This is a genomic window from Burkholderia sp. 9775_39, assembly GCF_015712225.1.
In the GTDB taxonomy this organism is placed as follows: domain Bacteria; phylum Pseudomonadota; class Gammaproteobacteria; order Burkholderiales; family Burkholderiaceae; genus Burkholderia; species Burkholderia cenocepacia.
Window position 1 is genome coordinate 115,026 of record NZ_JACCQC010000015.1, and the last position, 16,913, is coordinate 131,938.

At 64.9% G+C, this 16,913-nt stretch carries 14 protein-coding genes; 9 read left to right on the forward strand and 5 right to left on the reverse strand.

The window, feature by feature from the left end:
• Positions 1-243 precede the first annotated feature (243 nt).
• The 9 genes from H0X90_RS20965 (at position 244) to H0X90_RS21005 (ending at position 11,703) form a co-directional block, all read left to right on the forward strand.
• Positions 244-1,527, forward strand: coding sequence for a lipase family protein (locus tag H0X90_RS20965; protein ID WP_077191004.1), 1,284 nt, complete (start codon positions 244-246; stop codon positions 1,525-1,527).
• A 142-nt stretch (positions 1,528-1,669) separates the two neighbouring features.
• A complete protein-coding gene (locus H0X90_RS20970) occupies positions 1,670-1,960 on the forward strand; it encodes a co-chaperone GroES (protein WP_011694564.1) in 291 nt (96 codons plus the stop codon).
• Positions 1,961-1,972: 12 nt separating this feature from the next.
• Positions 1,973-3,613 (forward strand): chaperonin GroEL, encoded by a 1,641-nt coding sequence (groL, locus tag H0X90_RS20975; protein WP_006491016.1) that lies wholly within the window; start codon positions 1,973-1,975, stop codon positions 3,611-3,613.
• A 178-nt stretch (positions 3,614-3,791) separates the two neighbouring features.
• The gene (locus H0X90_RS20980) at positions 3,792-4,406 is read left to right on the forward strand and encodes a LysE family translocator (RefSeq protein ID WP_006495723.1); all 615 of its coding nucleotides are present in this window, start codon (positions 3,792-3,794) and stop codon (positions 4,404-4,406) included.
• Between the two features lie 36 nt (positions 4,407-4,442).
• Positions 4,443-5,735, forward strand: coding sequence for a hypothetical protein (locus H0X90_RS20985; protein ID WP_048984341.1), 1,293 nt, complete (start codon positions 4,443-4,445; stop codon positions 5,733-5,735).
• A 411-nt stretch (positions 5,736-6,146) separates the two neighbouring features.
• On the forward strand, positions 6,147-6,368 hold the full coding sequence (locus H0X90_RS20990; protein WP_006491013.1) for a hypothetical protein: 222 nt from the start codon (positions 6,147-6,149) through the stop codon (positions 6,366-6,368).
• A 132-nt stretch (positions 6,369-6,500) separates the two neighbouring features.
• Positions 6,501-7,022, forward strand: coding sequence for a PTS sugar transporter subunit IIA (locus tag H0X90_RS20995; protein ID WP_062885278.1), 522 nt, complete (start codon positions 6,501-6,503; stop codon positions 7,020-7,022).
• A gap of 48 nt (positions 7,023-7,070) precedes the next feature.
• A complete protein-coding gene (locus H0X90_RS21000) occupies positions 7,071-7,955 on the forward strand; it encodes an acetylglutamate kinase (protein WP_077191002.1) in 885 nt (294 codons plus the stop codon).
• 202 nt (positions 7,956-8,157) lie between these two features.
• The gene (locus H0X90_RS21005) at positions 8,158-11,703 is read left to right on the forward strand and encodes a DEAD/DEAH box helicase (protein WP_077191001.1); all 3,546 of its coding nucleotides are present in this window, start codon (positions 8,158-8,160) and stop codon (positions 11,701-11,703) included.
• Between the two features lie 159 nt (positions 11,704-11,862).
• On the opposite strand, the gene H0X90_RS21010 is transcribed toward H0X90_RS21005, so the two are convergent.
• The 5 genes from H0X90_RS21010 to H0X90_RS21030 all read right to left on the reverse strand — a co-directional run bounded on the left by H0X90_RS21010 (position 11,863) and on the right by H0X90_RS21030 (position 16,574).
• Positions 11,863-13,863 carry a family 2A encapsulin nanocompartment cargo protein cysteine desulfurase gene (locus tag H0X90_RS21010; protein ID WP_077191000.1) on the reverse strand — a complete coding sequence of 667 codons (2,001 nt, stop codon included), beginning with the start codon at positions 13,861-13,863 and terminating at the stop codon, positions 11,863-11,865.
• Entirely contained in the window at positions 13,838-14,770 is a 933-nt protein-coding gene (locus tag H0X90_RS21015; protein ID WP_006479760.1) for a family 2A encapsulin nanocompartment shell protein, read from the reverse strand. The genes H0X90_RS21010 and H0X90_RS21015 overlap by 26 nt, the downstream gene beginning before the upstream one ends.
• Positions 14,771-14,906: 136 nt before the next feature.
• The gene (locus H0X90_RS21020; protein WP_006484517.1) at positions 14,907-15,128 is read right to left on the reverse strand and encodes a helix-turn-helix domain-containing protein; all 222 of its coding nucleotides are present in this window, start codon (positions 15,126-15,128) and stop codon (positions 14,907-14,909) included.
• An 8-nt stretch (positions 15,129-15,136) separates the two neighbouring features.
• Positions 15,137-16,075 carry a serine O-acetyltransferase EpsC gene (gene epsC / locus H0X90_RS21025; RefSeq protein WP_006495729.1) on the reverse strand — a complete coding sequence of 313 codons (939 nt, stop codon included), beginning with the start codon at positions 16,073-16,075 and terminating at the stop codon, positions 15,137-15,139.
• A 28-nt stretch (positions 16,076-16,103) separates the two neighbouring features.
• Complete coding sequence (locus H0X90_RS21030) at positions 16,104-16,574, reverse strand: rhodanese-like domain-containing protein (RefSeq protein WP_048984332.1); 471 nt, start codon at positions 16,572-16,574, stop codon at positions 16,104-16,106.
• Positions 16,575-16,913: the final 339 nt, after the last annotated feature.

The window sequence follows — 16,913 nt, forward strand, 5'->3', positions numbered from 1 at the left end:
GATGCCAGCGTTGCGCCGTGCAGCCCGCGCGTGCGCGTTTTGTTGCGGAAGCAACACCGTGCCGGCCGGGATTGCTGCGCGACACGCAGCCCGGTGCATGCGTGCGATACGCGCGGCATCGACCGATCGTCCGTCGTGCCGCGCGTTGCGTACGCAACGACCCTTCTGGTTCGAAACTTGCATCGCACTCGGCCCGCGCCCGCATTGCCCGGCGCATCCGATCTCATCGACCTCCATCCGACCATGACGCTTCTTTCCCTGCGCGGCGTCGCCGCGCGCACGCTGCTCGTATCGGCGCTCGCCGCTTCTTCCGTCGTTTCGCTCGCGGCTTCGCCCGGCCGCGTCCCGGCTCCCGACCCGTTGCAGGGCGACGGCCGTGTATCCGCGTTCTACACGTGGGACCGCGACATTCCGGCCAGGCCCGGTGTGCTGCTGCGCACCGAGCCGCTGCCCGCGACGGTCGGGCTCGCGAGCGCCGCGCGACAATTGCGCATCCTGTACGCGTCGACCGACGGCGTCGGCGGCCATGCGCCGATCGCCGTGTCGGGCGCGCTGTTCGTGCCGCGCGGCACGCCGCCGGCCGGCGGCTGGCCGATCGTCGCGTGGGCGCACGGCACGTTCGGGATGGCTGACATCTGCGCGCCGTCGTGGTTCGGCCGCTCGTATCGCGACGTGCGCTACCTGAACGCCTGGCTTCAGCAAGGGTTCGCGGTGGTCGCCACCGACTATCAGGGGCTCGGCACACCGGGCCCGAATCCGCAGCTCAACAACCGTTCGAACAGCTACACACTGCTCGACAGCGTGCGCGCGGTGCTCGGCGGCGTGCCGGGCCTCGCGAACGAGGTCGTGCTGGTCGGCCAGTCGCAAGGCGGCTCGGCCGTGATCGCGGCAGCCGGCTACGCGCCGGCCTATGCGCCCGAACTGGCGATCCGCGCGACCGTCGCGACCGGCACGATCTACAACGCGTCGCACGCCACGCTCTCGGCGCTGCCGAAGTTCGAAACGGCGTACCGGCGCGATCCCGACCGCGTCGATCCGACGCTCGCGTACCAGTTCTACTCGGTGCTGTCCGCGCAGCAGATCGATCCGTCGCTGCGGGCCGACGAGGTACTGACCGACACCGCGCTGCCGATTCTCGACCAGGCGCGCATCGGTTGCCTCGCATCGCTCGAGGACGATGCGGCGCTCGCGCATCTCACGCACGCGACCACCGTGAAGCCGGGCGGCGATGCGCGGCTGAAGGCGTGGTGGGACGACTACCTGAAATACCCGACGCTGAAGATCGCGACGCCCGTCTTCATCGGCGCGGGCGCGGACGACGGTCTGGCGCCGCTCGAACTCGCGCTCGCCAGGGACGCGTGCGCGGCGGGCACGACGGTCGAGGCGCACCTGTATGCGGGCCGCGAGCACAACGGCACCGTGAACGCGTCGCTCGCCGATTCGATTCCGTTCGTGAAACGCGTGCTGGCCGGCGAGACGATCCGCCCGGTCTGCTCGCCTGCCGCGCAGCCGGCCGTGTCGCAATAGCCGGCTCGCGGCGCTTTGCACGACGGCGCGAATGCTTGTGCAAATCCGTTATTGGATCGCGTCGCCGCCCGTTTTTATACTCGTCAGCACTCTCTGCCAAAGAGTGCCAGCCAACTTCGACAGAACCGTACAGGACGAAAAAATGAGCCTACGCCCCTTGCACGATCGCGTGATCGTGAAGCGACTCGATCAGGAAACCACCACCGCGTCGGGCATCGTGATCCCCGACAGCGCCGCCGAAAAACCCGACCAGGGCGAAGTGATCGCCGTGGGCCCCGGCCGCAAGGACACGGACGGCCAGCGCATCGTGCCCGACCTGCAGGTCGGCGAGCGCGTGCTGTTCGGCAAGTACGCGGGGCAAGCCGTCAAGGTGGACGGCAACGAGTTTCTCGTGCTGCGCGAAGAAGACATCGTCGCGGTCGTCAATCAATAACGGAGCGCAATCATGGCAGCCAAGGAAATCATTTTCAGCGACATCGCACGGTCGAAGCTGACCGAAGGCGTGAACATCCTCGCGAACGCGGTGAAGGTCACGCTCGGGCCGAAAGGCCGCAACGTCGTGCTCGAACGCAGCTTCGGCGCACCCGTCGTCACGAAGGACGGCGTGTCGGTCGCGAAGGAAATCGAGCTCGCGGACAAGCTGCAGAACATCGGCGCGCAGCTCGTGAAGGAAGTCGCGTCGCGCACCAGCGACGCGGCCGGCGACGGCACGACGACGGCCACCGTGCTCGCGCAGGCGATCGTCCGCGAAGGCCAGAAATACGTGGCGGCCGGGCTCAATCCGCTCGACCTGAAGCGCGGCATCGACAAGGCCGTTGCGTCGGCCGTCGACGAATTGAAGAAGATCAGCAAGCCGACCACCACGAGCAAGGAAATCGCGCAGGTCGCGACGATCTCCGCGAACGGCGAGGAATCGATCGGCCAGCGCATCGCGGAAGCAATCGACCGGGTCGGCAAGGAAGGCGTGATCACCGTCGAGGACGGCAAGTCGCTCGCGGACGAGCTCGACGTCGTCGAAGGGCTGCAGTTCGATCGCGGCTACCTGTCGCCGTATTTCATCAACAATCCGGACAAGCAGATCGCCGAGATCGAAAGCCCGTACATCCTGCTGCACGACAAGAAGATCTCGAACATCCGCGACCTGCTGCCGGTGCTCGAACAGGTCGCCAAGTCGGGCCGGCCGCTGCTGATCATCGCGGAAGACGTCGAAGGCGAAGCGCTCGCGACGCTGGTCGTCAACAACATCCGCGGCATCCTGAAGACGGTCGCGGTCAAGGCGCCGGGCTTCGGCGATCGCCGCAAGGCGCTGCTCGAGGACATCGCGATCCTCACCGGCGGCCAGGTGATCGCCGAGGAAACGGGCCTGACGCTCGAGAAGGCCACGCTCGCCGAACTGGGGCAGGCGAAGCGCATCGAGGTCGGCAAGGAAAACACCACGGTGATCGACGGCGCGGGCGATGCGAAGAACATCGAGGCGCGCGTGAAGCAGATCCGCGTGCAGATCGACGAAGCGACGTCCGACTACGACCGCGAGAAGCTGCAGGAACGCGTCGCGAAGCTCGCGGGCGGCGTGGCGGTGATCAAGGTCGGCGGTGCGACCGAAATCGAGGTGAAGGAGAAGAAGGATCGCGTCGACGACGCGCTGCACGCCACGCGCGCGGCCGTCGAGGAAGGCATCGTGCCGGGCGGCGGCGTCGCGCTGATCCGCGTGCGGCAGGCGATCCGCGAACTGAAAGGCGCGAACGCCGACCAGGACGCGGGCATCAAGATCGTGCTGCGCGCGCTGGAGGAACCGCTGCGCCAGATCGTCACGAATGCGGGCGAGGAAGCGAGCGTCGTCGTCGCGAAGGTCGCGGAAGGCACCGGCAACTTCGGGTACAACGCGCAGACGGGCGAGTACGGCGACCTCGTCGAATCGGGCGTGCTCGATCCGACCAAGGTCACGCGCACCGCGCTGCAGAACGCGGCGTCGGTGGCCGGGCTGCTGCTGACGACCGATGCGACCGTGTTCGAAGCGCCGAAGGATGCGGCGCCCGCTGCCGCGCCGGGCGGCCCGGGCGCGGGCGGGCCGGGGTTCGATTTCTGACGACGCAGCGTGCGCGCCGGTTCGCCGGCGTGCGCGCGGCCGGGCAGGACCCTGCAACGCGTGGCGACGAAAGTCGTCACGCGTTGTGCGCTTTGGCGCGACGCAATACGATTGCCGGCGGGCCGATTGCCGCGCTCGGGTAAGATGAAGACCCGTCCCGTCACGCCACTGCCACGCCATGTCGCCCATCGCCAACATCCTGCTGCCGCTCGCCGGCGTCCTGCTGCTGAGCGTCGCCAGTCCCGGCCCGAATTTCGTGATCGTCACGTCCACCGCCGTCGTGTCGCGCCGCGCGGGCATGATGACGGGGCTCGGCCTCGCCGCCGCGTCGGGTACTTGGGCCGCGATCGCGATCGCCGGCCTGAGCCTGCTCGTGACCCACGTCGCCTGGGTACACACCGCGCTGCGGCTGGCGGGCGCCGCCTACCTGATCTGGCTCGGCCTGAAAATGATCGTGACCGCGCGCAAGCCGTTGCCCGTTTCCGCACCGGCCGCGACGTCCGACTGGCGCGCGGCGAGAAAAGGCTACGTCGTCAGCATGACGAACCCGAAGTCCGTCGCGTTCTACGGCAGTATCTTCGCGCTGATGGTGCCGGCCCATGCGCCGGCGTGGCTCGATCTGTCGGTCGTCGTGCTGTCGGTCGCGATCTCGGCTGCGTGGTATTGCACGATGGCGCTGCTCGCGTCGCATCCGTCGGTGCGCCGGCTGCTGATCCGGCGCAAGGCCGTGCTCGATACGGCCGCCGGGCTGTTGCTGATGGGCGTGGGTGGGCGGATGCTGGCCGGACGTTGATCCGCGGCGCCCCGATCGCTTCCGTCGCTCATCATCATGCCGACCGCACACACCCTTCTGGACGACTACGAACGCCTCGGCTGGACCGGTAACGATCCGATGTCGCAGATGCTGGCACTGCGGCGCGACGAACCAGCGGCACTCGTCGATCTCGTGATCGCGTCGTTCGATCGCACGTTCGCGCATGCGACGTTCATCGACGCCGCGATCGACCTGATGGACGACATCGCGTTCGCGAACGTTGCAGCCGAAGCGTGGCGACGGGTCGTCGAAGGCGCATGGAACGCGCGACTCGCGAACGTGCTGTCCAGCGTCGCGCTACGATCGCCGCAGGTGTTTTCCGATCACTGGGACGTACTGCTCGACGTGGTCGTCCCCCGGCATTCGCCGCGCATGCATTGTGCGGAATACGCGTGGCGGGCACTCGATGCGGCCACGATCGACGCGTGGCGCCGGCGGCTTGCGCAAGCACCCGCCGTTGACGACGCGGCGCGCGCACGCGCTGTCGCACTGCTCCATTCACGACAACCTGCAGCCGTACTCGATGCGGTGGCCCGGCTGTTTCCGGACGATCCAGAGCAAACCGCGAACTGGCTCATGTCAGCGGGCTACACGCTGGAGCACGGCACGTTGCGCGCATTGCACGGCGATTCTCCGCTGCACATCGACTTCGGACGCGCGCTGCGTGCGCCGGCACTTCGCGACATGCCGAAGTGGAAACGCGAGATTCAGGCGAATCATCCGACCTGGCAAGCGGGCGAATCCCGTCGGTCGAACGCGCACTTCGGCGGCGTGTCGCCGCATCGATGCGGCCTGTGCCATCAGCCGTTGCATCGGCTGCTGACGCTGCCGCAACCGATCGAAGCGGGTATCGACAGCACGACGCCCGTGTCGTTCGCCACCTGCCTGGCGTGCCTCGGTTGGGAAAGCGACGGCCCGCTGTTCTACCGGCACGACGAGTCGGGTCATGCGGTCGCCCATCCCTCGCAGCGGCACGATGCCGCGATCGAGCCCGACTATCCGGCCAGCCCCTTCGTCGAATCCGACGTCGACGTTTTCGCCGCGCCCGCGCGCTGGGCCTGGCAGGAATGGGGCGAGTCGAACGGCAGGCAGAACCTCAGCCGCGTCGGCGGTCCGCCGTCGTGGGTGCAGTCCGCGTGGTATCCCGATTGCCCCGATTGCGGCCGCAAGATGCGCTTCGCCATGCAGCTCGACTCCGAGCTTCCGCAAGTCGACGGCGGCGAATGGCTGTGGGGCAGCGGCGGCGCGAACTATACGTTCTGGTGCGCGCCATGCCGGACCAGCGCGCATCTGTGGCAGTGCACGTAACGCGCGATTCACGCACCTTTACGACCTTTTTACTTGCGCCCGCGCATCCGTTCACTAGAATGGATTCGCCATCCACCACCGAGCACGCGCCATGCGCATCCGAAGTCCTCGTCCTCCGAGTTGCTTCCCCGCCTGACAGGCCGGACGCCTGCGTCTCCTTCCCGAGCCACCGTCCCGCCGACACGCGGACGATGCGCGCCGTAGTCCTTCCCGTGCATGCTTGAACACGACGTCGATGCGGTCGTCCCGCATCGCACATCGCAATGCGTGCGACACGTTCCGCGTAACGGCACGTCATCGATCCGCCGATCCAATCCATTTATTTTGCATCACTGATTTTATTCACGGGGATTCCCGCTTCCGAAGCCGCGCATGCCCCGTCTCGATCGTCTTTCATACAGGAGCAATGGAATGATGCTGGGCTTGACGTTCTGGAAACACGTGATAGGCGCGCGAACCCCTGCTCTTTGCGAGGACCGGACGACGGCGCACGGCCGACACCGCCGGGTATCGAGAACGCTCGTGCTGGCGAGCGCCATCGTGGCGTTCGCGGCAATCGCATTCGGCGCGCCGGTCGTCGGCATTTCAGTGTTTCTGCTGACGACGCTGCCGTTCGTGCTGTCGGGTACCTGACGTTGTCCGTATCGCGCGCGGCGGCATCGGCGCTCGATACGAGATTTTAATGCCCGGCCCCCGCGTATCTGACACCGTCTTTACGCGGGTTTGTCTAGGATTTCCCTGTCATCCCGACACGGAGAGATCCGCATGCAAACGCATCAGGCCGCCGTCGGCGGCCAATCCGGCCGCCCTCAGCAACGCGGTGGCACACCGTTCGCGACCGCGCTCGCCGACGCCTGTCCGCCGGACAATATCCTGCTCGACGTACCGGTGGAAAGCGCGATCCAGTTGTTCGATCTCGTCGCTCACCATGTCGCACGCGACAGCGGCGTATCCGCGGAACGGATCCGGGCCGAACTGATCAAACGCGAACAACTCGGCTCGACCGGCCTCGGCCAGGGCGTCGCGATTCCGCATGCGCGCGTCGACGGGATCGGCTCGGCCGTCGCGCTGTTCGTCCGCGCGCGATACCCGTTCACGTTCAACGCGCCCGACCGCAAGCCCGTGCGCGAATTCGTCGTGCTGGTTCTGCCGCACGCGGACGACCGTGCACACCTCGAACTGCTCGCCGACGCCGCGCGATGGTTCAGCGAACGCGCGGTCCGGCAAGCGTCACGCGACGCACAAACGCCCGACGAGATCCGCCGACTCATGCAACGCACTGTTTGATCGAGCGTCGCGCAACGACAGGTATCCCCTTCATCCTCTCGAACGCCCATGTTCCCAGACCCTGACACTCCCACTCGACGCGTGGCCGGCTTGGCCCGCTCACTGCCGTTCATGCAGGCGCTGCACGGACAGACCGTCGTCATCGTCGACGGTGGTGCCGCCAGCGACGCCCACACGCGCTCGGCCTTCGCGCAGGATGTCGCGCTGCTCGCGCTCACCGGCATCCATCCGATCGTGATCCAAAGCATTCCGACTGCGTCCGGCGCGCAATCGGTCCACGCGACACACGCCGCCATGGCCGGCGTCAACCATGAACTCGTGCGCCTGATCGGCAGCCACGGCGCGCGGGCAATCGGCGTCGACGGTCACGACGGCGGCCTGCTCGTCGCCCGCGCCGAATCCGGCCACGCGAACACGAGCGAGGTCGCGCGGTTCGACGTCACCGCATTGAATGCGTTTCTCGACAATGGACTGGTGCCCGTCGTGATGCCCATCGCACCAGACGACGCGGGCCGCGACTGCCTGCTGCGCCCTGAACGGCTCGGCAGCGTGCTCGCGCAACACACGTGCGCCGTCTCGTTGGTGATGATGGTCGACAAAGGGTTGCTGCGCGAACTCGGCGATCTGGCCGGGCTGTACGGCATCACGGAGCTCGAGCAATGGCTCGCCGAGCATCCGGCCGCCCATGCGGCGCCGTGCGTGCGGGACGCGCTCGATGCGCTCGCGCACGGCGTGCAGAACGTCCATCTCGCCGATATCGGGCAACCCGAATCATTGATCGACGAACTGTTGACGGACGAAGGATCGGGCGTGGTGTTCTGCCGGCGCGGCAACACCGATCTGCTGTCGGAAATCCGTCGTTACTTCGCCGATTCGGCGTGCGTGCTGCGTGACGGGTTCAGTGTCGAGCAGAAGCCGGTTGTACGGTTTTGAGCCGAAGGCAAGAAGCGATCGTGGCGACCCACAACAGCCGCCACTGGTATGCAACCGAATATCAACATCGGCGAAGCTTCTTACCGCGGGCCCCGAAGTCAAAAATAGCAGCTTGCCACCGGCGAAATTGAATCATGACATGCCCCGGACATTTCCCTATTAAACTGTTGCAACAACTAATAGGAAATCTCCCGAGGGGACCATGGCCGTCCAAAGACCATTATTCAACAAAAGCATTACCGAACTGGAAGCGTTGTTCACTTCAGCCACGGCTGACGAATCACTTCGCAAACGCCTACGTGACGAACTCCATTTTCGCAATACGACGCGCGCTGCATTATTGTTGAAGCGCATCGAAGAGTCGCTGCACACACCTCGTACATCAAAGATCGGTGGCGAATTCCAAGACCAAAGCAAACCGGCTGCGTCCGCAACGCAGTCTCACCGCCAGGTCCCACCGGAGGCATACCACCCCGGCACGGGAAACAAACCTGCTGCAGTGGAAGAGTCCACACTGCGCCCCGACCGCTCAAACGACCCGTCGGCGATCCTCGAGAGCTGGATCGCAACGGAAGCACTCTCTCCTCAAACCTATCGTCAGCCTGCCGATCTCGCCAATGGAGATCCTCGCTGTGTCGCGTGGATCAATCGCGACGAGTTGCCGTGGGTAAAAGGCGAACGCTCGCGCCCGAAGTATCAACTGTTCTATCAGATCGCCTTGGGTAGTATCGCAATGGATCGTGCGACACGGAGGCTCGTTGAGACCTTCGGCGACACCGAGGAGCGCAGTAGCCGTGAGCGGGAAAAGGCAGCCATTGCTGCCGTCCTAGTCGACAGAAATGGTTGTCTTGTCGACGACAAAGGCGTGGCAATCTCCAGTTTTTCGTGGGCGTTGCCTGTCGCGTTGAACGGTAATCTTTCGCGCTTGGGAGAATGGGCCAATATCGAAACGGCTCTCGTCGAAAAGCTGACTGCAAAGCTACAGCGATTTGACCCGGAAGGGCAACCACGGCCTCTTACAAGATCGATCCTGTTGGAAGCATATCAATGGCTGGTCGAACTGCTTCAGTTACCCGCAGATCTGATCGAAATGCCAACTTTCGCCATCAGGGTCTATCACTACTTCAAGGCCGGCTCTGCACCGGAAGTTGCATTACTGAACTCCTTCTTTCTTGCCGACCTTGGCCGTGCATCAAATCTGGTTTCGACCGGGGAGGCAGGCGAAGCGCTTTCACGATTTCTTGGTGTGAAGAAGGTTACCTCGAGCCGCGATCTACTTAAAGATCACGGCGCGCTAGAGGCATTGCTCGCACCGAAACTCTTCCCGGCTGCAAGGTGGCCATCTCCCGGTGGGCACTCACTCGTCACTCTGCAGCAGGCGGCAGTAAATGGCATCAGGGATGCTCTGACGGGCGAAGCGGGAGGGATTGTTGCCGTTAACGGGCCACCAGGCACAGGTAAAACTACGTTGCTCCGGGATATCGTTGCGGGTTGCGTACTGGATCGCGCAGTGGCAATGACAGCGTTCGATGATCCGCGTACCGCGTTCGAAGCATCGGGGCAGAGAGTAGCCGCCGGCGATCGCGCATTCTTTCACCTCTATCGGCTCCCCGAATCTTTACGCGGACATGAAATTCTGGTTGCATCGAGCAACAACAAGGCCGTTGAAAATGTCAGCAAAGAGCTTCCATCGAAGAAATCGATAGGTCGGGACGTACAGTACCTGAAAACGGTGGCCGACCGTCTTCAGGCGCGACGATCCGAATCGGGCGAATGGATCGACGGCGAACCGGCATGGGGGCTGATTGCAGCTGTACTCGGGAACGCGAAGAATCGAGGCGAATTTCAACAGGCCGTATGGTGGGACGACGACAGGAGTTTGCGTCTCTATTTGAAGGCGGCCAAAGGTGACTCGGTGACCCGGGATATTCGCGATGAAGACGGCCGTATCGTTGATCGAGAAATACCCACTGTCGTAACAGCGGAAAACCCACCGACACCGGAGCTTGCCATCAGACAATGGCACAGCGCACGTCGTTCGTTTTCGGCCTTACATTCGTCTGTTATTGCCGAATTGATGGCAATCGAGCAGGTCCGTGAAACCTGTCTAGAACTTATCGGCGCGCGCGACGCGGCCACGGCCGCACAAGCAAGCCGCGACACGATAGCCGATCAGGAAAATCTGTGTCGCCAGGATGTCGATCGAAAAGAGTCTGCGGTACGTGCGGCTGAATTCGACCTCGAAAATGCCGAACGGGCTCGTGCGGTACTCTTCCGCCAGCGTCCGAATTTCCTCGCACGCCTGTTCAAGACACGACGGTACAACGACTGGCAGCTAGACTACACCCCGCTAGACGGCGCAGTGACGATCGCACGGCAAGCGTTCGCCGCCTCCGTGCGCGATCACCGGACCGCAGCCGAATCGCTGAAATCTGCGCGGGAGGCACTTTCTACAGCGGACGATCGACTCTCCAAAGCAGCAGCAACAGTCGCGTTTCTCGAAGAAAAGGTCGCTCTCTTCCAACGAGAGTTCAACGTCGCGATTGTGGATCATGCGTTCTTCGAACAGGGACACGAGAAATGGAATCTCGCGGCGCCTTGGATACCCCAGTCGCTTCATCGAAAGCGGGAAGATCTATTCGTCGCTGCGATGAATGTTCACCAAGCATTCGTCAATGTCGCGGCACAAAAGATATCGCATAATCTCGGTGCCCTAATGGGGGCCATGCAAGCTGGCGTCTTCAAGGAAAACGAAAAGAAAGCGCTCCTGCCGGATTTGTGGGCGACACTCTTTCTGGTCGTTCCGGTTGTATCGACCACATTTGCCTCGATAGACAGAATGCTCGGCGATGTCCCGGCCGCAAGCCTTGGATACTTACTGATCGATGAGGCCGGACAGGCAACACCCCAGTCGGCCGTTGGTGCACTGATGCGGGTCAGAAAAGCCATTGTCGTCGGCGATCCTCTTCAGATTCCGCCGGTTATCGCGCTACCCGAACGATTGGTGGTCGGGATAAGCGACTACTATAGAACCTCTCACATGGAATGGGCCGCACCAAACGCGTCCGTACAGACCATCGCGGACTCCGCGTCACCGTTTCAGGCGCAGTTTCGTGGAGATGTCGCCTGTCGGCAAGTCGGATTCCCATTGCTGGTCCATCGGCGCTGCCAGCAACCCATGTTCGAGATTTCAAATCGCATCGCATACGACAACCAAATGGTCTACGCAGCGGGCACGGCAAACGAAGGGCCAATCGCAAAGATCCTCGGTCGCTCGGCATGGTTCGACGTAAATGGAACTGCGTCGACGAAGTGGTGCCCTTCAGAAGGTGATCTCGTCATACGGCTCCTTGAGAAGTTGGCTAACGCTGGCCTTAAACAACCCGACGTCTACATCATCACGCCGTTCAGAATCGTCGCATACGAACTTAGTCGCGCACTCTCCGAGCGCAACGATCTCTTTCAACAGTTTGGCGTCGACGGAGAAAAGTGGATCAAGGAACGGGTTGGAACAATCCACACATTTCAGGGCAAGGAAGCGGACACGGTCATTGCCGTCATGGGTGCTCCCGCAACAACTCATGCTGGCGCACGCAACTGGGCTGGAGCGACACCGAACATTCTCAACGTGATGGTTTCGCGCGCGAAAAACCGTATGTATGTCGTCGGTGCAAGGGCGGCATGGGAGCGGGTCGGACATTGCCAAGAGGTTGCGTCGTTGCTACCCCCGCAACGCACTACTATATAAGCGCCAACGTACCAGCCGTCGCTCCGCCGCTGGTATCGTCCATTACAAACGGACCGGGACACCCCCGATATCTCGTCGAATTTTTGTATCCAGTCAAAATTGTGGGAGCTGGCACGAGCAGTCAACAACGCTCGTGTCAGCTCCCTGTTCCAACGCGAATCAACGCCGCGCCGCCAGTCTCCTGACGACACTCACCAGCGCATCGACTTCATCGCACGTGTTGTAGAACGCGAGCGACGGCCGCACCGTGGCTTCGAGCCCGAAGCGCCGCAGGATCGGTTGCGCGCAGTGGTGCCCCGAGCGCACCGCGATGCCCTCTTCGTTCAGCGCCTGCCCGACTTCCTCGGTTTCATAGCCCTTCAGCACGAACGACAGCACGCTCGCTTTGTCGCGCGCGGTACCGACGAGTCGCACGCCCGGCACCGGCGCGAGCACGCTGGTCGCATACGCGAGCAGATCGTGCTCGTAGCGCGCGATGTTCTCGATGCCGACGCGGTTCACGTAGTCGAGCGCCGCGCCGAGCCCCACCGCATCCGCGATGTTGCCGGTGCCGGCTTCGAAGCGGTTCGGCGGCGGCTGAAACACCGTGCGCTCGAACGTCACGTCCGCGATCATGTTGCCGCCCCCCTGCCACGGCGGCATGTCGTCGAGGATCGCGCGTTTGCCGTACACGACGCCGATCCCGGTCGGCCCGTAGATCTTGTGCCCGGAGAACACGAAGAAATCCGCATCGAGCGCCTGCACGTCCACGCGCATGTGCGAGATCGACTGCGCACCGTCGACCAGCGCCTTCGCGCCCGCGCGATGCGCGAGCTCGACGATCTCCTTCACCGGCACGACCGTGCCGAGCGCGTTCGACACCTGCGTGACCGACACGATCTTCGTGCGATCGTTGAGCAGCTTCCGGTATTCGTCGAGCAGCACCTGCCCCGAATCGTCGACCGGAATCACGCGCAGCTTCGCACCCTTGAGCGCGGCAAGCTGCTGCCACGGCACGATGTTCGCGTGATGCTCGAGATGCGACACGACGATCTCGTCGCCTTCGCCGACGTTCTGCACGCCCCACGTCTTCGCGATCAGGTTGATCGCCTCGGTCGTGCCGCGCACGAACACGATCTCGTCGGGCGACGATGCGCCGATGAAGCGCTGCACCGTCTCCCGCGCATGCTCGTACGCATCCGTCGCGCGTCCCGCCAGTGCATGCGCCGCGCGGTGGATGTTCGAGTTCTCGTGAGCGTAGAAGTACGCGAGTCGGTCGATCACGGCTTGCGGCTTGTGCGTCGTCGCCGCGTTGTCGAACCAGACGAGCTGCTTGCCGTTCACGCGTTCCTGCAGGATCGGGAAGTCGCGGCGGATCGCGTTCACGTCGAACGGCGGATGGGCGCCGCGATGCAGCTGACCGTGCGGCTCGGCTGCCTGCGCATCGTCGATGAAGTAGCGCGGCACGTCGGCGCCCGACGCGCGCGACGCCGGCACGTCGCGATGCACGGCCAGCAGCGCGCGCAGCGCGTCGTCGCCCGGCAACCCGAACGCTTCCGGCGACGCGAGGCCGTTCGACGGCACGACGATGTCCTGCGGCGTCGCCTGCCAGCCCTGCAGCGAACCGTCGGTGAAGTAGTACGGCGACGCCTTCGCCGCGCCCTCCGGTGCGGCCGCGTTCACCTGCGGCACACCGAGCGCCGCGCCGCCGACGCGCGGCTCCAGCGCGGGCGCGATCGATACGACGTTGTCGGGCAGCCCGTTCTGCGCGGCCGCATGCGGCGCGAGCGCGGGTGCGCGGTTGCCGAGCGACAGCACGTGCGTCGGCGCGGACGGCGCGAGGTTCGCGCCCGGTACCTTGCCTTGCGGCAGCGCGAGCCCCGGCACGCCGGTGCCCGCCCCGCCCGGGCCCGCGAGCGGCGAGCCACCCGGCACCGGGTTGCTCACCGACGCGAGAATCGGCGCCGCCGCAGGCAAGGCCGACGGCACGCCGCCGACCGCGCCGCTGCCCGCCGACAGCCCGGGCGCGGTGGCCTGCCCGGGCGGCGTCGCGAAGAACTCGGACGCGAGCCGCGCGAGCGTCGCCGGGTCGGGCAACCCGGCCGGCAGCGGCGCGTGCGGCAACGCGTGCGCGTCGCCGCCGGCCAGGCCGGGATTAACGGTAGGTGTCGGGATAGTCATGGAACTTGGCGATTTCGACGTCATCGAGGACAGCCAGCGCATCCGGCGAATGGACCGCGAGCGAGCAATACAGCGAGATCAGGTACGACGCGATCGCCTGGTTGTTGATCCCCATGAAGCGCACCGACAGGCCCGGCCCCTGCTCGCCGGCGACGCCCGGCTGATACAGGCCGACGACGCCCTGGCGCTTGTCGCCGACGCGCAGCAGCAGGATCTTGGTCTTGCCGTCCGCGACCGGCACCTTGTCCGACGGAATCAGCGGAATGCCGCGCCACGTGAGGAACTGCGAGCCGAACAGGCTGACCGTCGGCGGCGGCACGCCGCGCCGCGTGCATTCGCGGCCAAACGCGGCGATCGCGAGCGGGTGCGTGAGGAAGAATGCCGGCTCCTTCCACACCTTCGTCAGCAGCTCGTCGAGATCGTCCGGCGTCGGCGCGCCCGTCAGCGGGAAGATCCGCTGTTCGTCGGTCACGTTCGCGAGCAGCCCGTAGTCGGGGTTGTTGATCAGCTGGCTTTCCTGCAGCTCCTTGATCGTCTCGATCGTCAGGCGCAGCTGCTCCTTGATCTGGTCATGAGGACTGCTGTAAAGATCGGAGATCCGCGTATGCACGTCGAGCACCGTGCTCACCGCGTTCAGGAAGTATTCGCGCGGCTGTTCCTCGTACGGCACGAAGGTCTGCGGCAGCACGCTTTCGTCCTCGAGCTGCGTGCATGCGGCGCGCACGGCTTCCGGGTTCTTCACCTGGTTCAGGCGGTAGATGCCGGCCTCGACCGGCACCCATTGCAGCAGATGGGTCAGCCAGCGCGGCGTGATCGTGGAAAGCTGGGGGACGGTCTTGGTAGCGTTCGCTAGTTGGCGGGCGGCGTGATCGCTCAGCGCGGCCGTGCCGCTTGCAACGGTCGACATGTGTGGCTCCGGGTTCTTAAGATGAAAAACGGGATTGCTTATGACGCTGGGTGATTATCGGAAGCACGCCCCTGCCGGCTCAACATGCTATAGCCGTCAGGTCGTGCAACCGAAGGGGAAACGGGGCGAAGCGACCTCAGGTGACGTACGCACCCGGCAGCAGCGTCGAGATCGACACGTCGAACGCGCGCGCGATCTTGTCGGCCGTGACGATCGACGCGATCGCCTCGCCGCGCTCGATCTCGCCGACGTACGAGCGGTTCAGCCCCGCATGCTCGGCCAGCTGCTCCTGCGACCACGTGCGCGCTTCGCGCAGCTTGCGCACGGTGGCGCCGAAGTGATGGATGAGGTCGCTCATCGCGCCTCCTAGGCGACGCGCGCCGCCGTGCGCGGCGCGGCGTTTGCTTCGCTGCGCAGCACGGCCTGCGTGACGTTTTCGCCGGCCGGCACGTCCTGCGTGAGCCACACGTTGCCGCCGATCACCGCGCCGCGTCCGATCGTCACGCGGCCGAGGATCGTTGCGCCCGCATAGATCACCACGTCGTCCTCGACGATCGGATGGCGCGCGAGCCCTTTCTCCAGATGGCCGGCCGCATCGCGCGGAAAGCGCTTCGCGCCGAGCGTGACGGCCTGGTACACGCGCACGCGCTCGCCGATGATCGCGGTTTCGCCGATCACGACGCCCGTGCCGTGGTCGATGAAGAAGCCCGCGCCGATGCGCGCGCCCGGATGAATGTCGATGCCGGTTTCCGCATGTGCCTGCTCGGCGATGATCCGCGCGAGCAGCGGCAGGCCGAGCCCGTACAGCTCGTGCGCGAGCCGATGGTGGATCATCGCGAGGATGCCGGGATAGCACAGCAGCACCTCGTCGACGCTGCCGGCCGCCGGATCGCCGTGGAACGCCGCCAGCACGTCGCTGTCGAGCAGCCGGCGAATCTCCGGCAAGCGCGCGGCGAATGCCTGCACGGCCTTCGACGCGACTTCGTCGAGGTTGTCTGCCGGCCCGTCGGCATGGCGGTGACGCGCCGCATAGCGCAATTCGAGCGTCACCTGCGCGAGCAGCGCATTCAGCGCCGCGTCGAGCGCGTGGGCCACGTGGAAGTTCTCGCTCTCCTGCCGCAGGTCGGGCGGCCCGAGCCGCATCGGGAACAGCACGCCCTTCAGCGCGCCGACGATCTGCGCGAGCGCCTCGCGCGCCGGCAAATCGCGCCCGCCCGGTTCGAGCGAGCGCCGCTGCTTTTCGCGCCATGCACGGCGCACCGTCTGCAGCGATTGAACGATGTCGTCGATCTCGAATGCGGCCATGCTGCTTTCTCCCCGTAACGGCCGTGAATCAATCCTGCGCCCAAGGCAGGCCGCGGAAGCGCCAGCCGTTTTGGCCGCCGCGATGCTGCCGCTCGTCGAGGTCGCCCTCGAAGCCTTCGAGCACATTGAAAACCTGCGTGAAGCCCGCCTTCGCCGCGGCCTCGGCCGCCTGCGCCGAGCGGTTGCCGCTGCGGCACAACAACAGCACGACCGCGTCCTTGCCGGTCTTCGCTTCCAGTTCGCGCACGAAGCGCGGGTTGCGCGTCAGGCTCGTGCCGGTCGCCCACGGCACGTGCAGCGATTCAGGCACGTAACCGACGAATTTCCGTTCCTCGGCCGTGCGCACGTCCACCAGCAACGCATCGCCCGCCGAGAACAGCGCCCACGCGGCTTCCGGCGCGACGCCGCCCGCATAGGGCGTGCCGGCCGCCACGGCTGCCGCGCGCGCGTCTTCGAGCGCCTGCTGCGCGGCGGTTCGTTCTTCCAGTTCAACCGTCATGACACTTCCTTGTTTTCGCAGATTCGTATGAACAAAAACACCGGGAATGCGGCTGTTGCAGCTTGCGTGCTGTCTATAGCCGTCAGCGTCACTATGCGAGTGCGGTCGGGGAAGCAGAACCAATAAAAATTCATTTCCTAATCAGCGCCGCGGGGAATGCAATAACGGACGCGCGCTATCGATGCGCGGTTGATGGCGGGCGGGAAATGAAAGGCGACGACCGTTCGATGTCGTGCATCGAAGGAGTTTGAAAGGAAGGGGAAGAACAAGCAGCGCGGCATTCCGCACGTCGTCATGGAATCCGAAATGCGCCGGCGAAGCCCCCGAGCCTCGCCGACG